Raw genomic sequence first — 14,876 nt, forward strand, 5'->3', positions numbered from 1 at the left:
GCACGAGGCGGCAATGCCGGCGAGGCCGCAAGGCCCTGCGACGAAATGGCGAACGTGGAGATGGGCAGCTTCTGCCGGGACATTGTTGCCGGCGTGAAAGGGATGCCGGCCGGATTTCGCGATAAGCCCTTGATGGCAATGAGGCTCTCATCTGGCATGCGCATTGCACGCAAAGCGTGCGTTCGCAATGACAGTGGAGTGCGGGTATGAGCGTCAGCAGCATGAGCAGCATCGGTGGAAGCGCGGCGGGGTCGCCTTCATCCACCAGCCAGTCGAAATCAGCGGGTTCACAAGACGGCGCCTCGATGTTCTCGTCTCTGCTGGAGAGCGGCACGCCCTACGACGAGGTCAAGGTGAGCCTGCCGAATGGTATGTCGATCGGCATCGTCCATTTCGGTGGCGGCGGCTTCGACAGCAGCGCGCTCAAGTCCATCGAGGATTTCGTGCAGAAGCTCGCGAGCCAGCAGATATCAGGTGATCCGGCGTCCAGCGCCGACCAGGCGCAGAACGGCGACACGCCCGACGCCGTCGGGATCGACAAGGTTCATGTCGATCTTCCGAACGGAATCTCGTTCGAGGTGCTGCATTCCTCCGGCGGCCATGCCACGGACAGCGACGCCGTCCTGAAGGAGCTCACCGAGGCTGCCGAAGAACTCGCCGAATCGCTGTCGCACTATTCACCGGCGTCGGCCGCAGCTTCCGCTTATGCCTCGCAAGCAAGTTCGTCCGGTCGCAGCAGCCAGCTCGACGCGAGGAGCTGAGCAACACGCAGGCCGCCCTGGGGCTAGCGCCCCTTCGCAAGCGCCAGCGCGGCATCCACCGCGTTCTCGAGAATCTCCTCCGACAATTGCCTGTCGCTCACCGCGCGCGACAATTGCAGCGCGCCGACCATGGTGGCGTAGGCCGCGATGGCGCGGCGGCGCCGTTCCGCCGGCGTGCCCTCAGGCATTTGCGCTGCCATCAGCGCGAGGATGTCGGACATCTTGCCGGTGAAGGCCTCGCGCGTCGCCTTCGGATGCCGCGCGATCTCGGAGACGAGGGCCGCGGTCGGGCAACCGGTCGCCGCGCGATCGCGATGCCTGGGCGAGAGATAGTCGCGGATCACGGTCTCGAGCGCGACGCCGTTTTCGAGATTGTCCTTGTGCCGCTGCTCGCGCCGCTCCAGCGCGTCGAGCAGCACCGCGCGCACCAGATCCTCCTTGGAGGCGAAGTGCGTGTAGAAGGCGCCGTTGGTCAGGCCCGCTTCCGCCATGATGCCGGCGAGGCCCACCGCGGCGATGCCGCTCTCGCGGAACTGCGATGATGCGACATCGAGAATGTGCCGCCGCGTCGTGTCCCTGTGTCCCTTGTCATAGCGCGCCAACTCCGCCTCCTGCGAACCCGCCGCCCCCTATGCCACAAAATCGTGAGGTCTGTCCTATTGCATTACGTTCATACTAATACATTATGATCATAATGCAATGGGCGGCCGACCGGGCGGTCCGAGGGAACCACAGGATCGAACCATGTCCGTCGAAGATGCCGCCGCGCCGGCCTTGTCCGCCGCGCCATTCGTGGCCCACGCCGCGGCGCCGCTTCGCCAGGCGGCTACGCCCGCACCAAGCGCGGCTGAGCAAAGACGCGCCGCGCTCCTGACCGCGCCGATCTTGCCCACGCTGCTCAAGCTCGCGCTGCCGACCGTGACCGTCCTCGTGGCGCAGACCGCGGTCAACATCGCGGAGGCCTATTATGTCGGCTATCTCGGCACCGATGCGCTCGCCGGCGCCGCGCTGGTGTTCCCGATCTTCATGCTGATGACCATGATGTCGAACGGCGGGTTCGGCTCCGGCGTTGCGTCCTCGGTGGCGCGCGCGGTTGGAGCCGGCCGCCGCGCCGATGCCGAGGCGGCGCTGTTTCATGCCGTGGTGCTCGCGATCATTGCCGGCGGCGTGTTCACGCTCGGCGTCGTCCTCGGTGGTCCGCATCTCTATCGTGCCCTCGGCGGCACCGACGGTGCGCTTAGCGCTGCCACCACCTATTCCAACTATCTGTTCGCCGGCGCCATCCCGGTGTGGATCGTCAACCTCCAGGCTGCCGCGCTGCGCGGCGCCGGCAACGTCAAAGTGCCGGCCCTGGTGACTCTGGTCGGCGCCATCGTGACCATTCCGGTCTCGCCGGCACTGATCTTCGGGTTCGGGCCGATCCCGCGGCTCGGCATCGGCGGCGCCGGCATAGCCTTCGGCCTCTATTACGGCGCGGCGATGCTGTTCCTGCTGCGCTACATGTCGACGGGCGCGACTGGCCTGAAGCTGCACATCGTGCCGTTGCGCGCAAAAATCTTCGGCGACATGCTGAAGGTCGGCATCCCCACCGCGTTCAACGCGGTGCTGACCAACCTCACCGTCATTCTCGTCACCGGCGCGGTCGGCCTGTTCGGCACCTCCGCGCTCGCCGGCTACGGCATCGCCTCGCGGCTGGACTACATCATGATTCCGCTGCTGTTCGGGATCAGCACGGCGACGCTGACCATGGTCGGCGTCAACATGGGCGCGGGCCAGACCGCGCGGGCACGAAAGATCGGCTGGATCAGCGGTGTGGTCGGCATGATCATGACCGGCACGATCGGCTTGCTGGTCGCGATCTTCCCGACAGCCTGGCTGCACCTCTTCAGCCATGACGCGGACGTCGTCAGCGAGGGCATGACCTATTTGCGCATCGTCGCGCCGGCCTATGCCGCGCTCGGCTTCGGTTTTGTCAGTTCGTTCGCGGTGCAAGGCACCGGCCGAGCGACGGGGCCGCTCGCTTCGTCCTTTGCGCGCATCCTGATCGCGGCCGGCGGCGGCTGGATCGCGGTGGCGAGCTTTGGCGCGGGCATGGCGGGTCTCGCCACCATGGTCACGGCCTCGCTCGCCGCCTATGCCGCGATCTGCGTCCTGATCATGCTGTCACCGTGGACGTGGCGCTCCGAGTAAACAGGCATCACTGGATGCCGGTAGCGCCGACAGCAGCAGCAAGTTGCTCAGCAACTTGAGCGACGACGCGTTGATCAGCTTCATCGTCAGGGCGACGCCGGAATTGAACGGCACGCCCTGGAGCAGGGCATAGAGGCTCCGAGGCGCTTCGGGCTGGCGAACTTCGGGGCGGCGAGGGCGGTCATGGCTGAGCTCCTTGCTAGCCATGCTACTTATCTCGCATCCGGGGTGACACTTTGCCGTGATGCCCATCACGCTTGCGCAACGCGCCCCATGACCTGCGAATTCGTTTCCTATTTTGCGCCAAATGGAGAACGAGAGTCCGCCACCGGTAGTCATTATGGATTTTCATTTCATTGATTTCGCCTCACGGAGAAGCGAATACGGTTCCACTGATTGCCGCCCGCGTGATGGAGACCAAGATGTCGTTTCGCCTCCCCCTGATCCTCGCAACCGCGCTTGCCGCCTGGTCGGCCGCAGCAACCGCCGAGACGATCAAGATCGGTGTGACGCCGGGCCCGCATGCGCAGATCTTCGAGGCGGTGAAGCCGATCGCAGCCAAGCAGGGCCTCGACATTCAGCTGATCGAGTTCTCCGACTACGTCGTGCCGAATGCCGCGCTCGATGCCGGTGAGATCCAGGCCAATTCGTTCCAGAACCAGCCTTATCTCGACAACCAGAAGGCCGACCGCGGCTACAAGATCGAATCCGTCGGGCTGACCGTGAACTTCCCGATCGGCGTCTATTCGAAGAAGCACAAGGCCTTCGCCGATATCCCTGAAGGCGGCAAGGTCTCGATCCCGAACGATCCGACCAATGGCGGCCGCGTGCTGCTGCTGCTGCGCGACAAGGGCGTGATAAAGCTGAAGGACGGCACGGGCTTCAAGCCGACGGTGCTCGACGTCACGGAGAATCCCAAGAAGCTGAAATTCATCGAGGTCGATGCGGCGCAGGCGCCGCGCGCGCTCGACGATGTCGATGCCGCCGCGATCAACACCAATTATGCAACCCAGGCGGGCCTTGATCCCGTCAAGGATCCGATCCTGCGCGAGGACCCGAAGGGCCCCTACGTCAACCTGATCGCGGTACGCGCCGCCGACAAGGACAAGCCCTGGGTCAAGATCCTCGTCGACAGCTACCATACGCCCGAGGTCAAGGAGTTCGTCCTGACCAAGTTCAAGGGCGCGGTGCTGCCGAGCTGGTAGGCAATCTGCCTAGCCAAGGTCCAGCGCGGGGGCGATCCGGCGGGCAGCCTTGCGCAATGCCCGCTTGTCTGGAGCTGCGGCAACCGACATCATCGGGGCCCATCCTCGCCCGACAGGGGTCGTATGAAACGCTTTGCAAACCTGAAACGACTGGGGTTCTTCACGCGCCTCCTCGATGAAGCCCCGCCCGCGGAGCGCTACCGCTTTGCCGCCGAGCAGATCGTGCGCGCAGAGAAAGCGGGCCTCGATTCCGCGTGGATCGCGCAGCATCATTTTCACGAACGCGAGGGCGGCCTGCCGTCGCCCTTCACCTTCCTCGGTTACGTCGCGGCGCAAACCTCGCGCATCCGTCTCGGCACCGGCATCGTCACGCTGCCGCTGGAGAATGCGGTGCGGGTGGCGGAAGATGCCGCCGTGCTCGATCTGCTCTGCAACGGCCGCTTCGAGCTCGGCGTCGGCACCGGCGGCAATCCGTCGGCCTTTGCCGCCTTCGGCCTCGACAGTGCCCTGCGCAACGAGATCTTTGCCCGCAATCTTGACGTGGTCCGCACCGCCCTGGTCGGCAAGCCGCTCACTGGTGGCGATACGCTGTATCCGCAACGGCCCCAATTGGACAAGCGGATCTGGCAGGCGACGTTCTCGGTCGCCGGTGGTGCGCGCGCGGGCAAGGCCGGCGATGGCCTGCTGCTGTCGCGCACCCAGCCCCGGACCAAGGAGGCGCCGAAGGCCACGCTCGCCGAGATCCAGAATCCGGTCATCGATGCCTATCTCGAAGCGCTGCCGCCGGGATGCGAGCCCCGGATCATGGCCTCACGCAGCGTCTTCGTCGCCGACGACCGGACTGAAGCGATGCGCCTTGCCGACATCGGGCTGCGGCGCGCGCTGCCGCAGTTCCTCAAGGGCGGTCACGCCAGGCCTGGCGAGACGCTGGAGGAGATGATCACCGCATTCGACACGCATGTCGGCGCGGCCGACGACGTCATCGCCTCGCTCCGCGCCGACGCCACGCTGGAGCGGGTGACCGACCTCGTTTTCCAGGCGCATTCGGTGGACGCGCCGCATCCTCATATCCTGCGCTCGATCGAGCTTGTCGCGGAGAAGGTCGCGCCGGCGCTGGGCTGGACCCGGACGGCGGCTGACGTGGCTCTGGCGGGCTGATCGGAGCGAACATGATCGCGTTGCACGAGGCTGAATGATGGCTACGAAAGATATCATCGACACGCTCGCCGGGATCGAACCGGGCACGGCTCTGGATGGCATTCGGGCACGCCGCGTGCAGGCGCGCGAGAACGCGCAGAAGAGCTATCTCTCGCTGTTCGAGCCGATCGACGCCGGCGATTTTTCGCTTGTGGAGCGCGCCGCAGTCGGGCTCTTCGTGATCGGCCTTCACCGCGAGCCCACCATGGCCGCCTTCTACCGGGCGAAGCTCGCGGCGACCGCCGATGGTGCGCGCCTGGCCAAGGCGATCGAGGTCGAAATCGGGCGCGGCGAGACGTCAGGCCCGTACGGTGCGTATCCTGCCGGACCGCTGTCAGTCGAGAACACGGCCGGCCTGATCTATCGCGCGAGCGCGGAGGGCAAGTCCGTCCTTGGCGCCAGGCTCGCCGCAGCGCTGGAGCATGCGCATCTGCTGGTGTTCCGCCCGCGCGATGCCGCGTCCGCCGATATGAAGGCGCTGTTGGCCGCCGGCTGGTCCGACACCGGCATCGTCACTTTCTCTCAGCTCGTCGCGTTCCTGTCGTTCCAGGTGCGCGTCGTCACGGGCCTGCGCGTGCTCGGCGCCTCGCTGGGCACCGCAAGCGCGGCGGCTGGCGCGTAAGGAGACTGCATCATGAGCGCTGCAAACAACGTCAATCCGCCCGTCGTCTTCACCCAGGACGAGCTCGGCTGGGTGTCGTGGATCGACCCGCTGCCCGAGGCCGAATTGGCCGAGCGGCATTTCGCGGGCCTGGTCGATCGCTCCCGTGCCAAGTCCGAATACTTCCGCCTTCTCGTGCGTGATCCCGAGGTGCTGGAAGCCCGCACCAAGACGGACAAGGATATCTTCTACAACGTCGCCGACGGCCTGCCGCGCGCCGAGCGTGAGCTCGCGGCGGCCGCGACGTCGCGCTACAACGGCTGCATCTATTGCGCCTCCGTGCATGCGCGTTTCGCCAGCACCTATTCCAAGCGCCGTGACGACGTGCAGCGTCTGCTCGACGAAGGCGTCAAGGCCGACCTTGGCGAGCGCTGGAATGCGGTGGTCAAGGCCTCGGTCGCGCTGGCCGCGACGCCGATCGCGTTCGGCCCTGAGAATGTCGAAGAGCTGCGCCGCGCCGGCCTCGACGATGCCGAGATCGTCGACGTCATCAACGGCGCGTCGTTCTTCAATTGGGCGAACCGGCTGATGCTGTCACTCGGTGAGCCCTCGAAATAGGCGATCTCACCGGCACAAGAATTGCTGCTTGTTTCAACACTGGATGGAGCCGTGCATGAGCAACATCGATCGTCGTACCCTGGTCAAGGGCTCGCTCGCCGCCATGATGGCGGGAGCGGCCGGTTCGCGCGGCGCCTTCGCGCAATCCTCCGAGCCGATCCTGCTCGGCGTCAGCGGCCCCCTGACCGGGCCGAACGCGCAATATGGCACGCAGTGGAAGCAGGGCTTCGACCTCGCGCTGGACGAGATCCAGGCGGCCGGCGGCATCAACGGCCGCAAGCTCACCTACAATTTCGAGGACAGCCAGAGCGATCCGCGCCAGTCGGTGGCGATCGCGCAGAAATTCGTCTCCGATCCCCGCATCGTCCTTGAGCTCGGCGACTTCTCCAGCCCGGCCTCGATGGCGGCCTCGCCGATCTATCAGCGCGCGGGCCTCGTGCAGTTCGGCTTCACCAACTCGCATCCTGACTTCACCAAGGGCGGCGACTTCATGTGGAGCACCTCGGTCAGCCAGGCCGACGAGCAGCCGCTGCTGGCGTCCTATGCCGTGAAGCGCCTTGGCCTGAAGAAGCTCGCGGTGCTGCACCTCAACACGGATTGGGGCCGCACCAGCCGCGACTATTTCGTCAATGCTGCAAAGGAATATGGCGCGGAAATCGCGGTCACCGAGGGTTATATCGCGGAGGAGCGCGACTTCCGCTCTACCCTGGTGCGCGTCCGCGACGCCAACCCAGATGGCTTGATCCTGATCTCCTACTACTCCGACGGCGCGCTGATCGCGCGTCAGGCGCGACAGGTCGGGCTCAAGCAGGTGATCTGCGCGGCGAGCTCGGTCTACTCGCCGAAATTCCTGGAGCTGGGCGGCGAGGCCGTCGAAGAGGTCCATGTCGGCACGCGCTACTTCCCGGAAGACCCGCGGCCCGAAGTGCAGAAGTTCATCGCCGGCTTCAAGAAGAAGTACAACGGTCTGGAGCCCGACGCCTTCAACGCCTACGCCTATGATGCGATGAACATGGCGGCTGCCGTGGTGAAGATCGGCGGCACCGACCGCAAGGCGGTCCGTGACGCCTTCACCAAGGTCAAGGACGTGCCGAGCGTCATCTTCGGCGCCGCGACGTTCGACGTCGCGACCCGCCGCGTCAAGGGCGCCATGAACGCCGAGCTCGTCGTGCGCAAGGGCCAGTTCGCGCTCTGGGACGGCAAGCCGACCTGACATGATGGCCGGAGCGGGGGCTCCGGCCGCTTTCCTCTCTACGTGGTGATATCAGCGTGTCTTCCTGGCTCGACTACACGATCAACGGGCTGATCGTCGGCAATGTTTACGCGCTCGTTGCGGTCGGGCTTGCGCTGATCTTCGGCGTCAGCCGGCTGATCAACTTTGCCCAGGGCTCGATCTATCTCGTCGGCGCCTATATCGGCTGGGTCGCGGTGGTGCAGCTGCATACGCCGCTGCCGCTCACCATCATCGTGGTGGCGGTGGCGGCCGCGATCGTCGGACTGATCATCGAACGGTTCGGCCTGCGTCCGCTCCAGAACTCCGTGCGCATCGCACCATTGCTCGCGACCATCGGCATCAGCTTCGTGCTCGATCAGCTGGTGATGCTGACCTTCTCGCCCAACCCGCGCGCGCTGCCGAGCCAGCTGCCCGACGTTCGCTTCCAGGTTGGTGGCGGCACGATCGGACCTCTTGATCTGCTGATCGCCGGCGTCGGCCTCACCAGCGCGCTGCTGCTGTTCGTGTTCCTGCGCTACAGCAAGCTCGGCTGGGCGGTGCGCGCCACCGCGCAGGACCGCGATGCCGCGATGCAGATGGGCGTCGACGTCAACCGCGTCAATCAGGCCGTATTTGGCATTGCGGCGGCGCTCGGTGGCGTCTCCGGCCTGCTGGTCGGCATGTACTACAACCAGATCGACACCGCGATGAGCCTGCAGGCAACGCTCAAGGGCGTCGTTGCGGAAGTGGTCGGGGGTGCCGGCAACGTGCCGGGCGCCGTGATCGGCAGCTTGTTGCTCGGGCTGGTCGAGAGCTACGGCGTCGCCGTGTTCGGCACCAGCTACCGCAATCTATTCGCGTTCCTGCTGCTGGTCGTCGTGCTCGTGCTGCGTCCGAACGGCCTGTTCGCCAGCGCGCGGCAGGCGCCACCCGAGCCGCTCACCGGCACTTTCATCGCGCCGAGCCGCCCGGTGCGGATTCCGCGTTGGGCGCTGCTGGTCGCCGTTGGCGTGTTCGCGATCCTGCCGTTCTTCCCGGTGTCCTTCTACGTGCTCCAGACCCTGATCAACGCCTGGCTACTCGGCATGCTCGCGCTCAGCCTGACGCTGGTTGCGGGCACGGTGGGACAGGTCTCGCTCGGACATGCCGCGCTGCTCGCGATCGGCGCCTACACCTCGGCGCTGCTGTCGCTGAATTTCTCCGTCCCCGTCGGCCTCTCCATCATCGCCGGCGGCCTGATGAGTGCCGCGCTCGGCACGGCATTGATCTCGCCGTCGTTCCGCCTGCGCGGGCATTATGTGTCGATCGCGACGCTGGCCATCGGCGAGATCGTGTCGCTGGTGATTTTGAACTGGGAGAGCGTCACCCGCGGCCCGATCGGCATCTCCGGCATTCCGCCGCTGTCGCTGTTTGGCTACGATCTGGTCAGCCCGACCTCGATCTACTGGTTCAGCTTTGTCGTGATGGTCGTGCTGGCGCTGCTGCAGGGGCGGCTGCTCGGCTCGCATCTCGGCCGCAGCTTCCGCGCCATCCGCGACGACGACATCGCCGCGCGCGCCTATGGCCTCAGCCTGAACCGCTACAAGTCGCTGGCCTTCATCTTCGGCGGCTTCGCGGCCGGTGTCAGCGGCGGCATCGCCGCGCATCTTTATTCCTACATCAACCACGAGACCTTCAACACGCAGCAATCCATCCTGGCGCTGACCGTCGTGATCCTCGGCGGCCTCGGCAACGTCGTCGGGGCCATCGTCGGAGCGGTCGCGCTGGTCGGCCTGCCGGAGGTGTTCCGGATCGCGGCGGAGTATCGCATCCTGATCTACGGCATCGTGTTGCTGCTGCTCGTGCGGTTCAGGCCGCAGGGCCTGTTGGGAACGTTATGATGGCAGAGCAGCACACACCCATGCTGTCCCTGCGCGGGCTGACGCGTCGCTTTGGCGGCCTGACTGCAGTGGATGCCATCGACCTCGATCTCGCCAGGGGTGAGCTCATCAGCATCATCGGCCCGAACGGTGCCGGCAAGACGACGCTGTTCAACCTCGTGACCGGGCTCGATCGGCCCGATGCCGGCCATGTCCACTTCGAAGGGCAGGACATCACGGGTCTCTCGCCCGAACGGCTCGCGGCCGGAGGCATCGCGCGCACGTTCCAGCTCGGCCGTGTCTTCGGCAATCTCAGCGTCATGGACAACGTCCTGATCGGCGCGCACACGCGGCTGCGCGCGGTGAAGCCCGCGGTGCCGGTGATCGGCCCGCTGCTGGAGTTGGGGCTGGCGCTGTTGCGTCCGGCCAGCGTCAGGGACGAAGAGGAACGGCTGCGCGAGGAGATGAAGACTATTCTCGCACGCTTCGGCGAGCGGTTGCTGCCGCGGATCGACCAGCCGGCCTACAGCCTGTCCTATGCCAACCGCCGCCGCGTCGAGATCGCGCGCGCGCTTGCGCTGAAGCCGCGCCTGTTGCTGCTCGACGAGCCGACCGCCGGCATGAACCCGACCGAGACCGCGGAGATGCAGGGCCTCGTCGCCGAGCTGAAGGCCGAGGGGCTGACCATCCTCCTGATCGAGCACAAGCTTGAAATGGTGATGCGCCTCTCCGACCGCGTCATCGTCATGGACGAGGGCAAGAAGATTGCGGAAGGGCCGGGTGAAGTGGTGCGTGGCGATCCCAAGGTGATCGAGGCCTATCTCGGCCATGGCCTGTCGGAGACGCCGGAGCGGGAGAGCGTGGTATGACGACTGGCGCATCCGAGCCGCTGCTGGCGCTCTCGAACGTCAACACTTTCTACGGCCAGGCGCAGGTGCATTTCGACCTGTCGATCACGGTCGGCCGCGGCCATATCGTCTGCCTGCTCGGCGGCAATGCCAGCGGCAAGTCGACCACGATGAAGATCATCTTGGGCCTGGTGAAACCGCGCTCGGGTGACGTGACCTTCGACGGTGCCTCGCTGCTCGGGCTCACCACGCCGCAGATCGTCCGCCGTGGTATCGCATCTGTTCCCGAGGCGCGGCGGTTGTTCGCGGACATGAGCGTGCGCGAAAACATCCTGATGGGGGCCTTCGTGCGCAACGACCGCGATGCGGTGGCGCAGGATCTCGACAAGATGCTGACGCTGTTCCCGAAGCTTGGTCAGCGGCTGTCGCAGCGTGCCGGTTCGCTCTCCGGCGGCGAGCAGCAGATGGTCGCGATGGCGCGCGCGCTGATGAGCCGTCCGAGGATGATCGTGATGGACGAGCCGACCATGGGCCTGTCGCCGCTCTATGTCGACCGCGTGCTGGAGTTGATCCGCACCATCAACCAGGAAGGCGTGTCGGTCTTCATGGTCGAACAGAACGCCAGCCTCGCGCTCGAGATCGCGCACGAGGCCTATGTGCTCCAGACCGGCAAGATCGTGCTCTCAGGCCCGGCGCGGGCGCTGAAGGACGACCCCCGCATCCGCGATGCCTATCTTGGTGGTTCCGAGGCCGCGTAGCACCATCTCGGCCTGCATGGTTCGCCCGGCGATGCAGAGCATCGTCCGGACGCCCGCTGCGCGGGCTCCTCACCATGAGGGTCTGCTCGCAACGTGGCCGCGAATCCAGGCCTCATCCTGAGGACCCCGCGCAGTGGGCGTCTCGAAGGATGGTTACAAGCATTCCTGCAAAGCGGCCCCCTGGAATTGCATTGGTTAGTGTGATCATTCTATGAAAAGATCATACCGTTGCCGCGAAGGGGCGTGCGAACGGAATGATTGTCGTGACGAAATGGTCCCTACGGGCGGTGGAGCCCGCCACCGTGTTGCTGTTCGGCGGGCTCATCGCCGCCAACGTCGCCGCATGGGCCTGGGCCTTCGCGGCGTTCGGTGACCGGCCGACGGTGATGGCGACCGCGCTGCTGGCCTGGGTGTTTGGCCTCCGCCATGCCGTCGATGCCGACCACATCGCCGCCATCGACAATGTCGTGCGCAAGCTGATGCATGCGGGCGGTGCGCCGCGCAGCGTCGGCCTCTATTTCGCCCTCGGCCATTCCACCGTGGTCGTGGTCGCGACCATGCTGCTGGCACTCGGGGTGGTAAGCCTCGGCGGCGACAGCCTGCTCAGGGATATCGGCGGCCTCATCGGCACATCGGTGTCGGCGCTGTTCCTGCTCGTGATCGCGGCCATCAATCTCGCCATCTTCGTCGGCCTGTGGCGGACGTTTCGCATCGCGCGCGCGCAGGGCATCCACGACGCCGCGCAGCTCGACGCGCTGCTGGCGAGCCGCGGATTCCTGGCGCGCCTGCTCGGCCCGATGTTCCGCCTGGTGACAAAGCCCTGGCACATGCTCCCGCTCGGGTTCCTGTTCGGGCTCGGCTTCGACACCGCGACCGAGATCGGCCTGCTCAGCATCTCCGCGACGGAAGCCGCGCGCGGCGCTTCGCTCGTCGACGTCATGGTCTTTCCCGCGCTGTTCGCGTCGGGCATGGCGCTGGTCGACACCGCCGACTCGGCGCTGATGGTCAGCGCCTATCGCTGGGCCTTCGTCGATCCCCTGCGAAAGCTCTGGTACAACCTCACCATCACCGGCGCGTCCGTCGCGGTGGCGCTGTTGATCGGCGGCATCGAGGCGCTCGGCCTGATCGCCGATCGGCTTGGTCGAACCGGCGGCGTGTGGGCGCTGGTCGACGGCCTCAACGAGTCGCTCGCCAATGTCGGCTTCGCCGTGATCGCGCTGTTTGCGATCGCCTGGCTCGTTTCGATCGTGCTCTATCGCCGCATGTTTGCGGGCGCCGCGTCCCGCGCGAATGTACTTCGGGGCGCCGATGCGACCGAGGCGGCCTGAGTCTGGCCGTCGTCGCGGAGCGTTGACGGCATTTTCGGCCATCATGCTTCTCGCGGATGACGGCAGCGCCTTCGCGCAGAGCAGTGGCGCCTCGCGCGAACTGCCGCCGATCCAGGTCTCCGGCGGCGAGACGAAGCCTCACAAGCGACTGCCCGCATCGCGGCGAGCCAGCAAGCCGGTCCCGGCCAATCGCCGTCACGTAGCTCAGTCGACGCAAGCCCCGGCCTCGGACGCCCGCAGCGTCGCCTCCGGCGCAAAGGGCCCGCCAGGCATGGCGAGCGAGATCACCGTTTCCGGCGATGAGATCAACGCGCGCCCTTTCATGCGGCCGGGTGAGGCGCTCGAAGTCGTGCCGGGGTTGATCGTGACCCAGCATTCCGGTGAAGGCAAAGCCAACCAGTATTTTCTGCGCGGCTACAATCTCGACCACGGCACCGATCTCGCCATCTATGTCGATGACGTCCCCGTCAACATGCGCACCCACGCGCATGGCCAGGGCTATGCCGATCTCAACTGGCTGATCCCGGAAACCATCAGCGCGATGGATGTGCGCAAGGGGCCGTACTTCGCCGACGAGAGCGATTTCGCCTCTGTCGGCAGCGTGCGCATCGGCCTGATCGACCGTACCGAAAAGGGTCTCGCGCAGGTGACCGCCGGCAGCTTTGGCTATCGTCGTCTTCTCGGCATGGACTCAGCGAAAGTCGGTGACGGTTCGCTGCTCGTCGCCGGCGAGCTCGGCACCTACAACGGCCCCTGGGAAAATCCGGACAACGTGCGCAAGCTGAACGGTCTCGTGCGCTACAGCCGGGGCACCGCGACGGATGGCCTGACCATCACCGGCATGGCCTATGCCAACAAATGGAATTCGACCGACCAGGTGCCGCAGCGCGCGATCACCGGCGGTTTTCTCGATCGGTTCGGCTCGGAAGATCCGAGCGACGGCGGCAACACCAACCGCTTTGCGCTCTCGGGCCGCACCGCGCAGAGCGATGATGTGGGGTCGTGGCAGGCCAACGCCTATGTCGTGAAGAGCCAGCTCGACCTCTTCAACAACTTCACCTATTTCCTCAGCGATCCCGTGCTCGGCGACCAGTTCCACCAGCACGACGACCGCCTGATGGCGGGCGCCAACATCTCGCGCACGCTGAACGGCTCGTTCGCCGGCCTGCCGATGCAGACCACGATCGGCCTGCAATCGCGCTATGATTCGATCGATCTGGCGCTGAGCAACACGTTCCAGCGCGGCTTCCTCTCAAGCATTCGCAGCGACAAGGTCGGCGAGGGCAGCGTCGGTGTCTTCGCCGAGAACACCGTGCGCTGGACTGATTGGCTGAGGACCACTGTCGGCCTGCGCGGCGACTACTATGCGGCCGACGTCACCTCGCTGTTCAATGCCAACAATTCCGGCCGCACTGACGCCGCGCTCGGCAGCCCGAAATTCCGCGTGGCGCTCGGCCCGTTCAACCAGACCGAATTCTTCCTCGGCGCCGGCACCGGCATGCACTCGAACGACGCGCGCGGCGCGACCACGACGGAAGATCCGAGCGATCCCGCCACGCGACTGACGCCGTCGCCGCTGCTGGTGCGTACCAGGGGCGCGGAGGTTGGCGTCCGCAGCAAGATCGTGCCCGGCCTCGACACCTCGTTCAGCCTCTTCATCCTCGATCAGGATTCCGAGATCCTGTTCTCCGGCGATGCCGGCGATACCTCGGCGACCCGCGCCAGCCGCCGCTACGGCTTCGAGTGGACCAATCATTACCGTCCGCGCTCGTGGATCGACATCGATGCTGATCTCGCCATGACGCATGCGCGCTTCCGCGGCACTGACAGCGAGCAGGCGGAGGTCTATGCCTCGCTCGCGGGCTATCCCGAAGCGCAGATCGGCAACGCGCCCGGCAACTACATTCCGAACGCGCCGGCGATGGTGGCCTCAGCGGGCATCACGCTCGGCGAGAAGACCGGCTGGTTCGGGTCTTTGCGCTGGCGATATCTGGCGTCGAGCCCGCTGACGGAAGACAATGCGTTCCGCTCGTCCGCGACCAGCATCTTCAACAGCCGCCTCGGCTATCGCATCGACAATGGCTGGCGCATCCAGCTCGACGTGCTCAATCTCTTCAACACGCAGGCGAACCAGATCACTTATGCCTATGGCTTGCTGCTCAAGACCGACACGCTGTACAATCTCTGCACCGGCGGCGTCGCGCCGACGGCGGTCTGCCAGAATGGCGTGATGGATTACGTGCTGCACCCGGTCGAGCCGCTGACCTTTCGCCTGACTGTCGCCGGGACGTTCTAGGC

General features: G+C 65.8%; 14 protein-coding genes. 12 read left to right on the forward strand and 2 right to left on the reverse strand.

Annotated features, from left to right (window positions below):
• The first annotated feature begins 206 nt into the window (after nucleotides 1–206).
• Complete coding sequence (locus tag AB7Z56_RS07515) at nucleotides 207–761, forward strand: hypothetical protein (RefSeq protein ID WP_187387932.1); 555 nt, start codon at nucleotides 207–209, stop codon at nucleotides 759–761.
• A 23-nt stretch (nucleotides 762–784) separates the two neighbouring features.
• Here AB7Z56_RS07515 and AB7Z56_RS07520 read toward each other — a convergent pair whose 3' ends face one another.
• Nucleotides 785–1,363, reverse strand: coding sequence for a TetR family transcriptional regulator (locus tag AB7Z56_RS07520; RefSeq protein WP_063981247.1), 579 nt, complete (start codon nucleotides 1,361–1,363; stop codon nucleotides 785–787).
• Nucleotides 1,364–1,505: 142 nt separating this feature from the next.
• Here AB7Z56_RS07520 and AB7Z56_RS07525 point away from each other — a divergent pair, with 142 nt between their 5' ends.
• Nucleotides 1,506–2,951: an MATE family efflux transporter gene (locus tag AB7Z56_RS07525; protein ID WP_354132600.1), complete on the forward strand. Its 1,446-nt coding sequence runs from the start codon at nucleotides 1,506–1,508 to the stop codon at nucleotides 2,949–2,951.
• On the opposite strand, the gene AB7Z56_RS07530 is transcribed toward AB7Z56_RS07525, so the two are convergent.
• Nucleotides 2,925–3,158 (reverse strand): hypothetical protein, encoded by a 234-nt coding sequence (locus tag AB7Z56_RS07530; RefSeq protein ID WP_354233139.1) that lies wholly within the window; start codon nucleotides 3,156–3,158, stop codon nucleotides 2,925–2,927. The two genes, AB7Z56_RS07525 and AB7Z56_RS07530, sit on opposite strands and share 27 nt — an antisense overlap.
• Before the next feature lie 203 nt (nucleotides 3,159–3,361).
• On the opposite strand from AB7Z56_RS07530, the gene AB7Z56_RS07535 reads away from it, so the two are divergent.
• The 10 genes from AB7Z56_RS07535 to AB7Z56_RS07580 all read left to right on the forward strand — a co-directional run bounded on the left by AB7Z56_RS07535 (nucleotide 3,362) and on the right by AB7Z56_RS07580 (nucleotide 14,874).
• The gene (locus tag AB7Z56_RS07535; RefSeq protein WP_028153283.1) at nucleotides 3,362–4,156 is read left to right on the forward strand and encodes a MetQ/NlpA family ABC transporter substrate-binding protein; all 795 of its coding nucleotides are present in this window, start codon (nucleotides 3,362–3,364) and stop codon (nucleotides 4,154–4,156) included.
• Between the two features lie 123 nt (nucleotides 4,157–4,279).
• Complete coding sequence (locus AB7Z56_RS07540) at nucleotides 4,280–5,314, forward strand: putative FMN-dependent luciferase-like monooxygenase (RefSeq protein WP_063981249.1); 1,035 nt, start codon at nucleotides 4,280–4,282, stop codon at nucleotides 5,312–5,314.
• A gap of 37 nt (nucleotides 5,315–5,351) precedes the next feature.
• Complete coding sequence (locus AB7Z56_RS07545; RefSeq protein WP_063986108.1) at nucleotides 5,352–5,975, forward strand: CMD domain protein; 624 nt, start codon at nucleotides 5,352–5,354, stop codon at nucleotides 5,973–5,975.
• Nucleotides 5,976–5,987: 12 nt separating this feature from the next.
• The gene (locus AB7Z56_RS07550) at nucleotides 5,988–6,572 is read left to right on the forward strand and encodes an alkylhydroperoxidase domain protein (protein WP_063981250.1); all 585 of its coding nucleotides are present in this window, start codon (nucleotides 5,988–5,990) and stop codon (nucleotides 6,570–6,572) included.
• A 55-nt stretch (nucleotides 6,573–6,627) separates the two neighbouring features.
• Entirely contained in the window at nucleotides 6,628–7,785 is a 1,158-nt protein-coding gene (locus AB7Z56_RS07555) for an ABC transporter substrate-binding protein (protein ID WP_063981251.1), read from the forward strand.
• Nucleotides 7,786–7,841: 56 nt separating this feature from the next.
• Entirely contained in the window at nucleotides 7,842–9,665 is a 1,824-nt protein-coding gene (locus AB7Z56_RS07560; protein WP_441256179.1) for an ABC transporter permease, read from the forward strand.
• Nucleotides 9,665–10,513 (forward strand): ABC transporter ATP-binding protein, encoded by an 849-nt coding sequence (locus AB7Z56_RS07565; RefSeq protein WP_063981253.1) that lies wholly within the window; start codon nucleotides 9,665–9,667, stop codon nucleotides 10,511–10,513. Before AB7Z56_RS07560 ends, AB7Z56_RS07565 begins: the two co-directional genes overlap by 1 nt.
• A complete protein-coding gene (locus AB7Z56_RS07570; protein ID WP_063981254.1) occupies nucleotides 10,510–11,250 on the forward strand; it encodes an ABC transporter ATP-binding protein in 741 nt (246 codons plus the stop codon). Before AB7Z56_RS07565 ends, AB7Z56_RS07570 begins: the two co-directional genes overlap by 4 nt.
• Nucleotides 11,251–11,504: 254 nt before the next feature.
• On the forward strand, nucleotides 11,505–12,578 hold the full coding sequence (locus AB7Z56_RS07575) for a HoxN/HupN/NixA family nickel/cobalt transporter (protein ID WP_063981255.1): 1,074 nt from the start codon (nucleotides 11,505–11,507) through the stop codon (nucleotides 12,576–12,578).
• On the forward strand, nucleotides 12,559–14,874 hold the full coding sequence (locus tag AB7Z56_RS07580; RefSeq protein WP_063986109.1) for a TonB-dependent receptor: 2,316 nt from the start codon (nucleotides 12,559–12,561) through the stop codon (nucleotides 14,872–14,874). Before AB7Z56_RS07575 ends, AB7Z56_RS07580 begins: the two co-directional genes overlap by 20 nt.
• Nucleotides 14,875–14,876 lie beyond the last annotated feature (2 nt).

Origin of the sequence: Bradyrhizobium sp. 482_C4_N1_8, from assembly GCF_052075965.1 — a bacterium.
In the GTDB taxonomy this organism is placed as follows: Bacteria; Pseudomonadota; Alphaproteobacteria; order Rhizobiales; family Xanthobacteraceae; genus Bradyrhizobium; species Bradyrhizobium barranii.

Coding starts and splice junctions, on each gene's coding strand:
- AB7Z56_RS07515 (WP_187387932.1), top strand. CDS start 207: ATGAGCGTCAGCAGCATGAGCAGCATCGGTGGAAGCGCGGCGGGGTCG.
- AB7Z56_RS07525 (WP_354132600.1), top strand. CDS start 1,506: ATGTCCGTCGAAGATGCCGCCGCGCCGGCCTTGTCCGCCGCGCCATTC.
- AB7Z56_RS07530 (WP_354233139.1), bottom strand. CDS start 3,158: ATGGCTAGCAAGGAGCTCAGCCATGACCGCCCTCGCCGCCCCGAAGTT.
- AB7Z56_RS07535 (WP_028153283.1), top strand. CDS start 3,362: ATGGAGACCAAGATGTCGTTTCGCCTCCCCCTGATCCTCGCAACCGCG.
- AB7Z56_RS07540 (WP_063981249.1), top strand. CDS start 4,280: ATGAAACGCTTTGCAAACCTGAAACGACTGGGGTTCTTCACGCGCCTC.
- AB7Z56_RS07545 (WP_063986108.1), top strand. CDS start 5,352: ATGGCTACGAAAGATATCATCGACACGCTCGCCGGGATCGAACCGGGC.
- AB7Z56_RS07550 (WP_063981250.1), top strand. CDS start 5,988: ATGAGCGCTGCAAACAACGTCAATCCGCCCGTCGTCTTCACCCAGGAC.
- AB7Z56_RS07555 (WP_063981251.1), top strand. CDS start 6,628: ATGAGCAACATCGATCGTCGTACCCTGGTCAAGGGCTCGCTCGCCGCC.
- AB7Z56_RS07565 (WP_063981253.1), top strand. CDS start 9,665: ATGGCAGAGCAGCACACACCCATGCTGTCCCTGCGCGGGCTGACGCGT.
- AB7Z56_RS07570 (WP_063981254.1), top strand. CDS start 10,510: ATGACGACTGGCGCATCCGAGCCGCTGCTGGCGCTCTCGAACGTCAAC.
- AB7Z56_RS07575 (WP_063981255.1), top strand. CDS start 11,505: ATGATTGTCGTGACGAAATGGTCCCTACGGGCGGTGGAGCCCGCCACC.
- AB7Z56_RS07580 (WP_063986109.1), top strand. CDS start 12,559: ATGCGACCGAGGCGGCCTGAGTCTGGCCGTCGTCGCGGAGCGTTGACG.